This is a genomic window from Paraburkholderia nodosa (genome assembly GCF_001718195.1).
GTDB classification, from domain to species: Bacteria; Pseudomonadota; Gammaproteobacteria; order Burkholderiales; family Burkholderiaceae; genus Paraburkholderia; species Paraburkholderia nodosa_A.
Genome location: NZ_MCNV01000021.1, coordinates 57,449 through 71,907, shown reverse-complemented (window position 1 = coordinate 71,907; position 14,459 = coordinate 57,449). Strand labels below are relative to the sequence as shown.

The 14,459-nt window shown below is 56.5% G+C and carries 12 protein-coding genes; 4 read left to right on the top strand and 8 right to left on the bottom strand.

Translation table 11 applies throughout. The features are described 5' to 3' along the window. The first annotated feature begins 82 nt into the window (after positions 1-82). The 4 genes from gmd to BFD71_RS28565 all read left to right on the top strand — a co-directional run bounded on the left by gmd (position 83) and on the right by BFD71_RS28565 (position 4,709). Complete coding sequence (gene gmd, locus BFD71_RS28580; protein WP_069267674.1) at positions 83-1,117, top strand: GDP-mannose 4,6-dehydratase; 1,035 nt, start codon at positions 83-85, stop codon at positions 1,115-1,117. 148 nt (positions 1,118-1,265) lie between these two features. After that, positions 1,266-2,420 (top strand): glycosyltransferase family 4 protein, encoded by a 1,155-nt coding sequence (locus tag BFD71_RS28575; protein ID WP_069267673.1) that lies wholly within the window; start codon positions 1,266-1,268, stop codon positions 2,418-2,420. A gap of 25 nt (positions 2,421-2,445) precedes the next feature. Next, the gene (locus BFD71_RS28570; RefSeq protein ID WP_069267672.1) at positions 2,446-3,522 is read left to right on the top strand and encodes a glycosyltransferase family 4 protein; all 1,077 of its coding nucleotides are present in this window, start codon (positions 2,446-2,448) and stop codon (positions 3,520-3,522) included. After that, positions 3,519-4,709 (top strand): glycosyltransferase, encoded by a 1,191-nt coding sequence (locus BFD71_RS28565; RefSeq protein ID WP_069267671.1) that lies wholly within the window; start codon positions 3,519-3,521, stop codon positions 4,707-4,709. The genes BFD71_RS28570 and BFD71_RS28565 overlap by 4 nt, the downstream gene beginning before the upstream one ends. 230 nt (positions 4,710-4,939) lie before the next feature. Here BFD71_RS28565 and BFD71_RS28560 read toward each other — a convergent pair whose 3' ends face one another. The 8 genes from BFD71_RS28560 to rfbH form a co-directional block, all read right to left on the bottom strand. Further along, positions 4,940-6,427, bottom strand: coding sequence for a hypothetical protein (locus BFD71_RS28560; protein ID WP_069267670.1), 1,488 nt, complete (start codon positions 6,425-6,427; stop codon positions 4,940-4,942). A 199-nt stretch (positions 6,428-6,626) separates the two neighbouring features. Next, the gene (locus tag BFD71_RS28555; protein ID WP_256094956.1) at positions 6,627-8,714 is read right to left on the bottom strand and encodes a DUF7024 domain-containing protein; all 2,088 of its coding nucleotides are present in this window, start codon (positions 8,712-8,714) and stop codon (positions 6,627-6,629) included. Positions 8,715-8,935: 221 nt separating this feature from the next. Further along, complete coding sequence (locus BFD71_RS28550) at positions 8,936-9,931, bottom strand: glycosyltransferase family 2 protein (protein ID WP_069267668.1); 996 nt, start codon at positions 9,929-9,931, stop codon at positions 8,936-8,938. After that, positions 9,928-10,380 carry a GtrA family protein gene (locus tag BFD71_RS28545; RefSeq protein WP_083245522.1) on the bottom strand — a complete coding sequence of 151 codons (453 nt, stop codon included), beginning with the start codon at positions 10,378-10,380 and terminating at the stop codon, positions 9,928-9,930. The genes BFD71_RS28550 and BFD71_RS28545 overlap by 4 nt, the downstream gene beginning before the upstream one ends. Beyond that, complete coding sequence (locus tag BFD71_RS28540) at positions 10,355-11,284, bottom strand: transketolase family protein (protein ID WP_069267667.1); 930 nt, start codon at positions 11,282-11,284, stop codon at positions 10,355-10,357. The genes BFD71_RS28545 and BFD71_RS28540 overlap by 26 nt, the downstream gene beginning before the upstream one ends. Next, on the bottom strand, positions 11,281-12,087 hold the full coding sequence (locus BFD71_RS28535; RefSeq protein ID WP_069267666.1) for a transketolase: 807 nt from the start codon (positions 12,085-12,087) through the stop codon (positions 11,281-11,283). Before BFD71_RS28535 ends, BFD71_RS28540 begins: the two co-directional genes overlap by 4 nt. Continuing rightward, positions 12,084-13,130 (bottom strand): NAD-dependent epimerase/dehydratase family protein, encoded by a 1,047-nt coding sequence (locus BFD71_RS28530; RefSeq protein WP_069267665.1) that lies wholly within the window; start codon positions 13,128-13,130, stop codon positions 12,084-12,086. Before BFD71_RS28530 ends, BFD71_RS28535 begins: the two co-directional genes overlap by 4 nt. Positions 13,131-13,139: 9 nt before the next feature. Continuing rightward, on the bottom strand, positions 13,140-14,453 hold the full coding sequence (gene rfbH / locus BFD71_RS28525; RefSeq protein WP_069267664.1) for a lipopolysaccharide biosynthesis protein RfbH: 1,314 nt from the start codon (positions 14,451-14,453) through the stop codon (positions 13,140-13,142). Positions 14,454-14,459: the final 6 nt, after the last annotated feature.

The window sequence follows — 14,459 nt, the reverse complement described above, 5'->3', positions numbered from 1 at the left end:
GCCTGGCGTCGCAGGAAAGCTGATGAGCCGGAGGTACGTTTTATGAGTTGGAGAGTTACGTTGGAGCGAATTTGAGGGGATTATGAAGACTTCTATTATTACTGGCATCACTGGCCAGGACGGTGCCTACCTTGCTCAGATCCTGCTCGAAAAAGGCTATTCCGTTTACGGCACCTATCGCCGCACGAGTTCGGTGAACTTCTGGCGAATCGAAGAGTTGGGTATTGCGAAGCACCCCAACCTCCATCTGGTCGAATACGACTTGACGGATCTGTCGTCGAGCATTCGCCTGCTGCAAACTACCGGCGCGACTGAGGTATACAACCTCGCTGCGCAAAGCTTCGTCGGCGTTTCCTTTGACCAGCCGGCCACCACGGCGGAGATCACCGGCATCGGCCCGCTGAATCTGCTCGAGGCCATCCGCATCGTCAACCCGAAGATCCGCTTCTACCAGGCGAGCACGTCCGAAATGTTCGGCAAGGTGCAGGCCATTCCGCAAATCGAGTCGACGCCGTTTTACCCGCGCAGCCCGTACGGTGTCGCCAAGCTCTACGCGCACTGGATCACGGTGAACTATCGCGAAAGCTACAACATCTTCGGTTGCAGCGGCATCCTGTTCAATCACGAATCGCCCCTGCGTGGCCGCGAGTTCGTGACGCGCAAGATCACCGACTCCGTCGCAAAGATCAAGCTCGGCCAACTCGACGTGCTCGAACTGGGCAATATCGACGCGAAGCGCGATTGGGGTTTCGCGAAGGAATACGTCGAAGGCATGTGGCGCATGTTGCAGGCCGACGAGCCGGATACCTACGTGCTGGGCACGAATCGTACCGAGACCGTACGCGATTTCGTGCGCATGGCATTCAAGGCAACTGGGGTCGACCTCGAGTTCAGGGGGCGTGACGAGAACGAGACCGCGGTCGACGCTGCGACCGGCAAGACGCTCGTCAAAATCAACCCGAAGTTTTATCGTCCGGCCGAAGTGGATCTGCTGATCGGCAATCCGGAGAAGGCAAAGATGCAACTGGGCTGGGAGCCGAAGACCACGCTCGAGCAGCTGTGCGCGATGATGGTCGACGCGGACCTGCGTCGCAACGAGTGCGGCTTCTCGTTCTGAGGCATCTCTGGCGCCGGTGACGGGGCTCGCCGGCTGCATGAGCCGTGTTTTTGCACGGTTGTTTGCTGCAGCAGGTGACCCCGTCGTCGTCGCTTAAAAGAATAATGCGGAAAGACACACCGCGCTGGATGTACAACAAGGGGCATGGGTGAAGGTTGGTTTTGGTACGACGGCATTGGCCCGTAGCATTGCGCACGGCGGGGTGGACGGCATTGGCTCGTACACCCGGGAGCTGGGGCGAGCCCTGCTTGCCGGCGGCGGGGTCGATCTCGTCCCCGTCGGCTTTCGTGCGTTCGTCGGCGAAGACGTGTTGCCGGGTGCCCGCCCGCCCGTGAATCTCGGCCGCCACGCGGTCATGGCGACACTGGGCGCCGTGAGCCCGTGGAAGTGCGTCGCCGAGAAGGACCTCGTCGCACAGCACGTGGACGTGTTCCATGCAACCGATCACCTGATTCCAAAACTGTCTGCGATACCTGTTATCGCGACCTTGATGGATGCCATTCCGCTGTCGAATCCCGAGTGGACGACCGTGAAGTTGGCCGCGTTGCGCCGTTGGCTGTTGCGGCGCTCGGGCGCGTGGGCGGATCATGTCGTCACGATTTCCGAGTATTCGAAGCGCTCAATCGTGGAGCACTTCGGCATCGCACCAGAACGCATTTCCGTCGTTCCTCTGGGTGTGCACCCGCGTTTTTTTGAACAGATCGACCAGTCGGCTCGCGATGAGGTGCTGAAGCGCCTGGATCTGCCTGAGCGGTTCTTCCTGTGCGTGGGCACCTTGCAGCCGCGCAAAAATATCGAGCGGGTTCTGGACGCGCATGCGAGTCTGCCGGCCGGGCTGCGTCGGGATGTGCCATTGGTCGTCGTGGGCCGGGCCGGGTGGGGGTGCGAAAGCCTTGTCGCCCGCCTGCGCGCGAGCGAAGCTGAAGGCAGTGCGCGCTGGTTGCAGTATTTGCCGGATTTCGACGTGCGCGCTCTGATGCAATCGGCCACCGCGCTGGTGTTTGCGTCGCTGTGCGAAGGATTCGGACTGCCGGTTGTGGAAGCGTTCGCTTCTGGCCTCCTGGTCATTGCGTCCAATACGACGTCCGTTCCCGAAGTGGCGGCAGATGCCGCCATCATGGTGGATCCCAGCAACGCAGGTGACATTGCCGATGCCATGCGCCAGGTGACCGAACATACACGCGATGCCGACGCGCTCCGCGAGGCGGGGCTCGCGAGGGCGCGCGAGCTGACGTGGCAGGCCTGTGCCGAGAAGACCGTTGCGGTCTATCGATCTGTCCTGGATGGTTCATGTCGCTCCTGATTCAATCCACGCGGGAGAATGCAGCGTGAAGTTAGGGGTCGATATCACCTGGATGGTTGGCAACTACCGCGGCATGGGGCGATTCGCGCGCCGTTTGATCGAACCGGTGAGTGCGTCGGTGCTGGGTCTCGCCCCGAGTGGCGTGACCACGACGGACTGGCCGTGTGTCAGCGGTGGCCGCGGTTTCTTTCCATGGTGGGAGCAGGTCGAGTTGCCGCGACTGTGCGAGTCACAGAAGCTCGATTACCTGCTGTGCCCGTACAACACGGGACCATTGCGATCAACGGGGCGGACCCGGCTGATCTCGGTCATCCACGATCTGATTTATCTGCAGCCCTGGCGTGTGCTGCCTCCGGCAAGATCCCCGTATCAGACGTTTGGGCGGGTGTACAGGCGGCATGTGGTGCCGAGGCTCGCTCGCCGCGCTGACGTCGTGCTGACCGTATCCCGATTCACCCAGCGGGAACTCGTCGAGCAGTTCGGACTGTCGGAGCAGGGCGTGCATGTGATTCCGAACTCGATTGCGGACGACTGGTTCGTTCGCCCGCTGAGTCAGGCGGATCGCCAGCCTTACCTGTTCACCGTGGCGGGCGAGGTGCCCAGCAAGAACGTCGATCGCCTTCTGCAAGCGTTCGCATTGGCGAGGCCGAAGGTGGGCGAGGACGTCAGCTTGCGCATTGCCGGGATCAAATCCACGCATCACGAACATTATTTGCAACGCGCAGCTGCTCTGGGACTCGCGGGCCATGTCGAGTTGCTCGGGTATGTTTCTGAGAAGGAGCTGAAGCAGCACTACCGGCAGGCACGCGCATTCATCTTCGCTTCGTTGTTTGAAGGATTCGGCATTCCGGTGCTGGAGGCGATGGCTTCGGGTACGCCAGTCGCGTGCAGCAACACGACCTCCATGCCTGAGATCGTCGGCGGCTGCGGCCTGAGTTTCGACCCTTGGTCGGTTGACGATATCGCCGGACAGATCCGGGGGATATGGACCGGCGGCGAAACGTTCGAAGCGAGAGTCCGCGACGGGGTAGAGCGCGCGCGTATGTTTTCAGAGACGAGCGTAGCGCCGTCGATTCAGCAATTCTGGGAACGTTTGTCGTGACCACAGACAAGAAAAAACTGCTGGTGCTGACACCCAGGCTTCCTTACCCAGTGATCGGCGGAGACAAACTGCGGATCTATCATCTGTGTAAGGCGCTGTCGTGCCAGTACTCGCTGACGCTGCTGAGCCTGTGCGAGACGAGCGAAGAGATGGACTGCGAGCTGCCTGACGACGGCGTGTTCGACCGGGTCGAGCGGGTCTTTCTGTCGAAGGCGCATTCGTATATGAACACGCTGCTTGCATTGCCCACGCGAACGCCGTTGCAGGTTGCTTACTATCGGAGTCGGGCATTCGCAGCGGCAGTTGAACGGTTGTTGCCCTCGCACGATGGCGTACTCGTCCATCTGGTGCGCTGTGCCGAGTACGTGCGCAAGTCGGACAAGCCGCGCGTGCTCGAAATGACCGACGCGATTTCGCTGAACTACAGCCGGGTCAAGCAGCTCAAGAATGCACGGGGGCTCAAGTCGCGCGTGCTCAGTCTCGAAGCGCAGCGCCTCGGCGACTACGAGCGAACGATCGTCAACGACTTCGATTTGTCCGTGCTGGTTTCGCAGACCGACAAGGATTACCTGTTTCCCGGTTCGAACGCCGAGAACGTCATGGTGTGTTCGAACGGAGTCGACCTGTCTGGGTTGCCGTATTCGGTGCGTAGTACGGCAAGCCGCATACTGATCTTCATCGGCGACATGCGGACGGTCCAGAACGAGGACATGTGCCACTTCTTTGCGCAAGAGGTGTTGCCCTTGCTGCGCAAGCGTGCCGACTACCGGTTCAGGATCGTGGGTTCGATTTCGCCCGCGCTTGCAGAGCGATTCAGGGCCTATGACGGTGTCGAGGTGACCGGGCGGGTTGCGTCGGTGGCAGACGCCGCCAGGGACGGCGCCATAGGCGTGTGCCCGATGCGCATCGGGGCAGGTGTGCAGAACAAGATTCTGGAGTACATGGCGCTGGGGTTGCCTGTTGTGGCGACGTCGTGCGGGCACGAAGGGCTCCATGCCGAGGCCGGTCGAGATCTGGTGATCGCGAACACGCCTGAGGAAATTGTTGATCGAATCGAGTGGCTTATGCTCAACGAAGCCGCGGCGGTCGAAATGGCGGTGCACGCTAGGCAATTTGTGGAGCGAGAGCATGCGTGGGGGCGGATGGTTGAACCGCTTATTGCGCGGCTAGGAGCGCTGCTCGCGTGAGATTTGGTGCGCTTGTTCCCGATGGTGCAGCCCACTCGGGCCTGCCCGTGAAGTTATCAGTGATCTTCTATTCTGGACTTAGGCCGCCCAGTCGGCTTGAGCCATTCAAGGCATCGTCCCAATCATCGCGCTAAACGCACGTTTAGCGAAATGCCAATTGAGACGCTAAGTGGCGCCAATTTGCGTGCGCCGCTGCACTTCCTACGTTATTGCATCGAACCAATGCCTGGTTATTTCGCGGCGATCTTCCAGAGTCCCCGTGTCGCCGCATCCCGCCATATTCGATAACGTCGCGCATCGCGCCTGGGGTTCGCCTGAAACCAACCCGCCGTCGCTCCCTCGTTTTCTACGACAAGACGCTTCTGCACAGTTTGATAGACGAGATTTCCGTTGATGAAAATTGGCTGATTCTCGAACTGAACGACGTCGCCGTCTCGTACATTGTCAAGAAGGCCACTATGTAGCGCGGATACGAACGAATCACGTGGCTCTCGGTATATCGCATCAAAATATGCCGATTGATGCATATTCATTTCCCAGTTGGCCCCAACGTAGACGCCAGAAGGAATTGCCAACAGGAGGGCCCACACTACTCGGTGCGCCGGGAGTAGGCGATCGATCAGCGTGGCGGCCAAAATAGCCAGCCCAAAGTACTCGTAGTAGACAGGAAGGTGTGCGGATCCCCAGTTGAGAGAGGATTGGTACTTGGAGGAAACTGCTATCAATACAGGAGTTATGAACAAGAAGACGCTCGCACCGAGTAGCGTCGACTGAGGCAGCGATTGTCTCGGGCGCTTAGCGTTCGCCAGCGCCATGAACAATAGTATCCAGACGCAACCAGCAATCCACGCAAGCTTGCTGTGCATGACTAGCTGCAAAAGGCTGCTGGGGGCAACTGCATCACGCCCGCTCAGTGCGTAGAAACTGCCTGGCAGAGCCCCGACAAGCTGCTTGAAATAGGCCAGTGGAATGGCAGAGAAGCTTCCGACCCGTGAACCGTCGTAGGCGTTCGTGGCCGATCGTTTCAAGATGAGATCGGCAAAGACGAAGCAGAAGAATGGAGCAAGCACGATATAGCCATTACTCATCCTTTTCCGCGTTCTTGAAACTACCGCAATCAGCGCTATCGGGACGTAGATCACGTTGACTTCGTAGCACAGCATCGATGCGATGGCGACGGTTGTCGAAGCAATCAGCAACCACGTACGCTCTGTTTCATGCCAGCGCTGCAACAGCAAAAGCGACACGCTCAGTAGAATTCCCAGCACTTGACTGAACGTCGCATATGCTGCGATTGGATCGTCTCCATTCCGTATCTGAAACAGAGGCATCAAGAACAACAGGAAGAAGCCGACGACATGCCACCTCACGCCAACGCGGCGTAATAGCACAACGGTAAGGCCGACGTGAACGAGCAGAAGGGAGATATCAATCAGGCGTACCGCGAGTACGTCACGGACGAGATAGAAGAATCCGTACAGTGCGGGCCAGCAAAATAAAATTCGTCCATACTCGGTCAACCACGCATAGACCACCGTGACCGAAAAAGACCAAACGTCGGAATGAAATCGGTTGATCAACCCCCACGTTTGACTGTTGAGCGAGTCATCGAACCAGAAGCCATTCTGCGCATACGGAAGCATCAAGACACCCGTTAGGATAAGCCCCAGCGCTGCAACAGTACCAATTCTCCAGGGGGGTGGAATACGCTCGTCCATTCAGCTAATCCGTTATCTTGGGTTGGGCAGGATCATACACTGCGTGCCGGCGACACCGGATGCACCCTCGACACGCAACTTCCTGACCACTACCAGTCGCATCTCCTTGACCGTCTGCCAACATTCGGGTCCCTGCAAACAGGCCGCCTGGTCTTAAAGAAGGAGAGACCTGGCAGGCAACCGATATGTAGTTACTCGGTCACGGTGACGCTTCGATCCATAGCTTTTGTAGGCCGATTGCGAGCTTCCGAGCATCTGCGCTTATCCCGAGCTCGCTCGGGGATACCGGTTGCGGCGGGCGAATCTCGATGCGTTGTGCCCCATTTACGCTATCAAATTGTAAAGAGAACTCCTGCATATCGGTGGTTGGAACGAAGCTTCGAATTTGCTGACCGATGACCACGATAACGGGGTGCCCTGCATTCGGACCAAAAGCCTGAGCACGCAGGTGAAGGATAAAGCGCTTCGGGAGTGGGTCCGTGAACTGTAGGTTGACCTCGGGGGCAATATTGGCGTCCGACCAACGCCCCCAGCTCTCTCGGGCCGACAAACCATCGAGGTTCTCCACAAAACTCGGCAGGCCAGAGCGCGTAAAGTCGACGCCTTCGGAAAGACTTCCGTGATACCTGACACCGAATGCGTCCACGATAAAACCTGCGCGCTCCATGATTTGGGCGGGGGACAGGCTGGAGGGGAGCCTGTCGATGCTTTCGCCTTTCACTCTTAAGTCAAAGAAAACTTGGCAGCCGTCCTCGCTAGTTATCGCGGGCGGGTGCCCCAAAATGTGAGTAAGCTCCGATTCGATCGCAGCTCCTCTGTCTGCGTAGCCACGCCGGTCCAAATAAAGTCCGCTAAAGCCGATCTTCCGGGCAATCTCAATTTGTTGGTTCAGAGGCTCACGTGCCAAGGCACGGAAAAAGAGATCACCGGGTCGGCCCTTCATTGCCCCGTAGCTCCACGCCAGCGAGGTCGAGTGCAGATACCCTCTGGCGAGATCATATGTCTGTAGTCTATCGACCGGCGGTGTTTCGGGAAAGCCGACGTAAGGGAGTTGATAGATCGCACTTTCCCGGGGGACGGCTCGTTCGATCTTGGCGATGAACTGGGCGTCGCTGCGATATTCCACTTTGTCTGCGGCAAGGCCCGCTATCGAAGGTGATGCAGTCTGATCCCATACCGCAAATGCGCAAAGGAAGAGGCTAACAACCGCGGCTAAGGAGGGGGAACTATTGCGGCTCTTGCTGCGCATGAGCCATTGCTCGATTGCGATCAATGTTGCAGTAATCGAGGTGAATGCTATAAAGACGCTGACTCGATTCCATGCGCGAATCAATGGGCTGATCAAGAGGCTAAAGATCGATGAAAATCCACCTACGGTACAAAATAGTGTTAGAACTATTGTAAGTGCGGCAAGAACGTAGAGTCGATCCTCAGATCCTCCCTTATTTTCTCGGCGTGCTATCAGAGCGATAAGTAGCGTGATGAAACCGACGCTTCCGATGATCCCCAGCGATGCGGTGCTGTTCTCGTTTACAAGCGGAAAATCATTCGAATATGCAAGATTCAATTTGGCAAAAGCGGGAAGCCGATGCCCAGGGCGAGGCAATAGGAGCTGCACAATCTTTAAGCCGTATATTTCCGTGCTCTGCGGAGATCGATCTGCCACCTCCTGATCTACACCGTGTTCGGCGCGATAAATAACGTTAGGAGCCACATTTGCGACTATGCCGGTGGTTACAATCGCCACAGAAATCAAACACGCTCCGATGGACCTGATTGAGCGCGTGCGGATGTAACGCACCATTCCGGCGGTAAAAAATGTAAGAGCGCCAAAGAAAGAATAGTAGACTCCAAAGCAGGAGAGGGCAGCCAGGGTGGCGATATCAAGGATGCGACTCGATAGGGGACGCCTGTTGTCGAAAAAAATAAGATCGCCAATATGAATTCGGTACGCATACCAAATAAAAATCGGTGCAGCAAAATACCATGTGTAAAAAAGATGACCGGCGCGCAGAAAGTGAAATGCCAGGGTTGTGAAGATGAATCCGCCGGCGAAACTAAAGGACCGAGATACGGACAGTTTTCGCAACACAAAATATGCGGCGAGGGCATTTATCGGGAAGCCTGAAAGATAATAAATATTGAACGCCATTCCGGCGCTCCCCGAAAGAATGCCCAGAATCTTCAGTACAAGAATGCTCCCAGAGTCTGGAATCGGATAGTCGTAAAGTTCCGCACCAAATGGTGCTCCCATCATGTCTGTATGGAAGATCCATGGATTTTCCATGGCGCGTTTGATCCATGTAAGGATCAACAAGCCATCGCCTGAGTAGGTAAGCGGGACACTAATGTCAAAATATCTTCCGCCAATGGCTAACCATCCAGTGGCTAGCGTGGCCAAAGCTAATACTGACGGGACGCCCCACACGACGCCCCTGTTTCTTGTCGGCGAATGCGTACTCAACGTATCTTTTGCGGTGAGATCTGTCACGGAGGTGAATTTAAGAATTAGGCTGCGGGCGCAATAGAGTCCGATTTTTCAACGGCAGCCGAGCTAGCATCGTCAGACGAAGCGATGCCGTTGATTCTCTCTCGTTCAATCACTAACGGACGTCTCTGGGCATAAGTCAGAATTGCGCCCACGTACTCACCCAGCAAACCGATGAAAAACAATTGCACTGACGAAAAAAAGAACAACCCGATGAGCATCGGGGCGCTTCCCATGGAGAAGCTGTTCCAGTACATCAACTTCAACACCAGGTATACGAGCGACAGACAGAGGCTTACACCTGACAGGAAAAACCCTCCGATAGCAGCAAGCCTGAGCGGCACCTTCGAATGCGAGGTGATGCCAAGCATCGCGATGTCGTACAGCGTATAGAAGTTGTTCTTGGATATCCCACGTTTGCGTCGCGGTTGCACATAAGGCAACTGGATCACATCGAAGCCGATCTCGCAGATGAGCCCGCGAAAGTACGGATAGGGATCGTCAATCTTCCGCAGAATTTCAATAATTTTCCGATCGTAGAGCCCAAACCCGGTGAAGTTTTGAATGAGCTTCACGTTTGCAATGCGCGTGACTAGACGGTAGTACGCACGACGCAGCGCAAAAAAAAGCGCAGACTCTTTCGACTCAGGCTTCACCCCGATCACGATCGGTGCGCCCGCAAGCCACTTCTCGACAAAATCACGCATCAGGTCAGGCGGATCCTGGAGGTCGGCGACCAGAAGAATCACAGCGTCACCCTTTGCCTGCATCAGTCCATGCATCGGAGAACGGATGTGCCCGAAATTTCGCGCATTCACAATCACGCTAACGGCAGGGTCTGTCGCCGCAATACTGCGCAGCTTGCTGACAGTCGCGTCTGTGGACGCATTGTCGATGAACAGGTGATCGTATGTCACACCGGGAATCGTCGAGAATACTCGGCGAGCCTCGTTGTACACCGCCTCGATGTTTTCCTCCTCATTGAAACAGGGAGTGACGACCGTAACGTGCTTCATGGGAAATTGAAAACAAACTGACGGTTAAGGATGAATGCAAGCAGACTGAGTGGAATCAGCATGAGTGCATTTGCGACGTAAACGCTGGCGCCATGATCTAGCAACAAACGTACGCCGCCGAGATTCACCAGGTAGACGACACAATAGACGCCCACGAAACGCCAGAAACGCGAGCGAGGCGCACCGGAGAAAACCAGTCGCCCTACGCTCTGGAAGTTGAACAGGACGCCACCGACCGTTGCGAGGCCGATTGCGATTGGGTAGACGACACCAACGTAGGTGAGTACGGCGAACAACGAGTATCCGAATGCGGTGTTCAGCCCGCCGACAACCAGAAAGCGAACAAGCTGAATTGCCGTTTTTCGCATTGGCTCGCCAGCGAGACCACGCTCGCTTCCCGTCTCGCCTACAAACTCGTCGGGCTTACTGTTGGAGTTGGGCGCTTGCATCAAGTGCCTTTCTGATCCGTTTCTCAACACTCTCAGGGGCCAAACCGTGGCTCTCCATCAGATACGTATAGTTACCGCATATCTCGCTGAAACGATCTTGAATGCCGACGCGTACAAATGTTCCAAGGTAGTGACCCATCAACGTTTCAGCGACCAGGCCGCCAAGTCCGCCGTAGATCGAATGTTCCTCGAACGTGATTATTGCCTCTCGGCCCTTGGCCAAGGTGCGCAGTGACAATTCCGGGAATGGTTTGAGACAAGGGGCGGAAACGACGTCTGCATTGCCCAGTGCTGCAGCCACTTTTTGTGCCAACTTGACGCCAGAGCCAGTGGCAACAAACAGAAACGGCGCGCCAGTGTTAGTCGCCGCAATCAAATCGCCGTTTGACCAGTTGCTTAGAGGCGCACTATGGATGTCACCGAGGTCGGCCTTGCCAATTCGAAGGTACGCGGGACCCGGATTGCGCATGATACGCTCTGCGCATGCAGTTAATTCGAATCTGTCGCCAGGCGAATAAATCGAAATTTGGGATACAGCGCGCAACGCGGCGATATCTTCGGTGGATTGATGGCTAGTGCCAAGCTGCGCGTAAACGACTCCAGCTCCGTCGCCGATAAAGGTAACGGGCAAATTCTCATAGCAGACATCGATCTTGATCTGCTCAAGCACGCGGATCGGTACGAACGCTGCCAAGCCATAGACGATTGGGCGGAACCCCGCCTTCGCGAGTCCGGCAGCGACGCCAACCATATTTTGCTCGGCTATGCCGCAATTCAGATACTGATCGGGGCATGCGTGCCGGAACGCATCGAAAAGCGCGTAACCGTGGTCGCCTGTCAGCAGCAACACCGTGGGGTCTTGTTTGGCTGCAGTTACCAATGCGTTCGAAAATGCGTCTCTCATTGCTGGCCTCCCAGTTCAGACACGGCAGCTTCATAGGTCTGCGATGTGAGCCGCGTGTAGTGCCAGATATTGTCGTGTTCCATGAACGAGACGCCTTTCCCTTTGACTGTCTTGGCTATTAGCGCCTTTGGGCGTCCGTTCTTCTGGTTTTTGAATTGGTGATAGGCGGCACCAATCGCAGCTTCGTCGTGGCCGTCGATGCTCAACGTGTCGAAATCGAAAGCCGCGAACTTCGCGGCTATATCGCCAAGGCCGATGACCTCATCGGTCGAACCCATGGCTTGAAAACCGTTCACGTCTACGATTACTACCAGGTTGTCCAGTTTGAACTGAGCAGCGAAAAGGGCGGCTTCCCAGATTGGCCCTTCGTTCAATTCGCCGTCTCCAACAAGCGCATAGCACATTTGCTCCGTCTTTTTTCTCTTCGCACCCAATGCGAGTCCGACGCCAACAGACAGGCCGTGTCCTAACGAACCGGAAGTGACTTCGATACCCGGCACGTGTGCATCTGCCAGCCCTTTAAGATGGGTGCCGTTTCCGAAATACCGAGCGATGTCCTGCGCCGCGAGCCAGCCGATTTCATGCAGGCAGGCATATTGCGCCATAACACCGTGCCCCTTACTGAGCACCATGTAGTCGCGGCGTGCGGAGCGTGGGTCGTTTGCATCGAAGCGCAAATGGCTTCGGTAAAGCACTGCAAGCAACTCCACGATTGAAAATGCGCAGCCAATGTGGACTGTCGACCCCGCAAATGCCATATCCAAGATGGTCTTGCGCAGGCGAACTGCATCGAATTTCGTCATGCCGTGACCGCCATGCGGTTCCAGTTGATCGTCTTGAGTAAGGCGTCTTCGAGAGGCGTTATTTCTGCGACATTGAGGACGCTGCGCGCCTTTGTCGTATCCGGAACGTACCTCGGGGCGGGGGCGCCTGTCGGGGATATGCGCGGCGTCGCCAGGATGTTGGAGCCGCACAGGGCTTCGATCATGCGTGCCAGATCAATAATCGAAATCTCACGCTCGGATCCTACGTTGTATGCCTGGCCGCGTTCGCCGGAATGCAACATTTGAAGGAGCCAAACGCAGGCGTCCGCCATATAGAGATAACTGCGCATCGGGCACCCGTCACCGTTGATGGTGATAGGGCGACCAGCCAAAGCATCACGAATAAAATTTCCAGCCGCGAACGGGCCGTCAAGCGGGATGCCTGGACCGATGAGTGCGTAGATCCGGGCAATAGTGGCGCACATATTGCTCTGGTGCCCGTACGCCGACACCAGCCATTCCGCTGCGCGTTTGCCTTGACCATACGCAGCGCTCACGTCGAGCGGATCGGGTGCTCCGCTAAATGTCTCCGGTACGTGGGTGAGCGCTGGCGGCTGAGTACCATATATCGCGCCGCTCGATGTGAGCAGAAAGCGCGACGCGCCGTGTGCCTGGGCGAAGTCGAGCACATTTCGCGTACCGATGATATTCGTATCGAATATTCGTAGCCTGTCCGAGGCCTTCGCTGGATCGGCAACATCAGTTGCCGCATGAATGCATAAATCGATTGGTCCGGCGTTTGCCCTGAAATCCGCCACATCGCCTCTGATTAGCGTTACTTCAGCGCTATTGAATAGATGAGGCGCGTGGCCTTGTGCCTTGTCGGGGTCACGACTCAGCGCGACGATTTCGATCCCGCTACCTCGTACGCGGTTGGCATGCTGCACCACCTCGAGCAGCCAGGAGCCGATAAAACCTGTTCCACCGGTGATGAAAAGCCGCGCGCGATCGAACGCAGACCAGACCTCGGCGGTCTGGTCGACGATCAAATCGAGATCCTCAACGGGCAGCGGCTTACGCATATTTTTAAATCAGAAGTTGACGCCGAGGAATGTTTCGATCTTTTCGGCGACGAAGTCGAGCATCTCCTTGCTGAGGCCAGGGTACACGCCGACCCAGAAGGTGCGGTTCATGACGATGTCGGTATTCGTCAGTTCGCCGCTGACACGGTATTCCCTGCCAATCATGTACGGCTGACGCGTGAGGTTGCCAGCGAAAAGCAGTCGCGTACCGACCTTGTTCTGATCGAGGTAGTCAAGCAGGTCAACGCGGTTGAACTCGGCTTCTGGCTTCAAGGTAATCGGGAAGCCAAACCATGACGGATCGGAATTCGGCGTCGCGTCGGGCAAAATCAGAAAGTCCTTGCAGCTTTGCAACCGGTCATGCAGATATGCGAAGTTCTCGCGACGCGCCTGCACGAAACCATCGAGGCGATCCATCTGCGCAAGCGCACACGCCGCCTGCATGTCCGTGATCTTCAGGTTGTAGCCGAGATGCGTGTAGGTGTACTTGTGGTCGTAGCCTTCTGGCAAGTTGCCAAGCTTCCAGCAGAACCGTTTGCCACAGGTGTTGTCCTTGCCAGGTGCGCAGTAACAGTCACGCCCCCAATCGCGGAACGATTCCGCGATCAACTTGAGTTCGGGGTTATTCGTGAAGACAGCGCCGCCTTCACCCATAGTGATGTGGTGCGCGGGATAGAAGCTGAGCGTGCCGATGTCGCCGAACGTACCTACGAGTTGACCGTTATAGGTCGCGCCAAGCGCATCGCAGCAGTCTTCGATGAGCCACAGGTTGTACTTCTTGCAAAGGGCGACGATGACTTCGAGATTGTAAGGATTGCCCAGTGTATGAGCGAGCATGATCGCTTTCGTCTTCGGCGAAATGGCTGCTTCGATCTTGCTTGCGTCGATGTTGTACGTACCTAGTTCTACGTCGACAAAAACCGGTACTGCGCCGAACTGGATAATAGGATTGACGGTGGTCGGGAAACCCGCCGCAACTCCGATTACTTCGTCACCGCGTTTGATCGCGCGATCGCCGAGCTTCGGGGAGGTCAGCGTTGAGAACGCAACCAGATTAGCGGACGAACCCGAGTTGACGGTAATCAGGAAATTCACGCCGAGATACGCTGCGAGTTTCTTTTCGAACTCGTCATTGAAACGCCCGGTCGTAAGCCAGCCGTCGAGCGATGCTTCGACCATGAGCTCCATCTCGCGTGCGCCAATCACCTTGCCGGAGGGCGGGATCACGGTTTTTCCGGGTTCGAATGCGGGCCGTTGCGTGGCAAGCGAACCGTACTGCTGCACGAGTTGGATAATCTGCTCGCGGATCTGATCTTTATTCATGGCGGG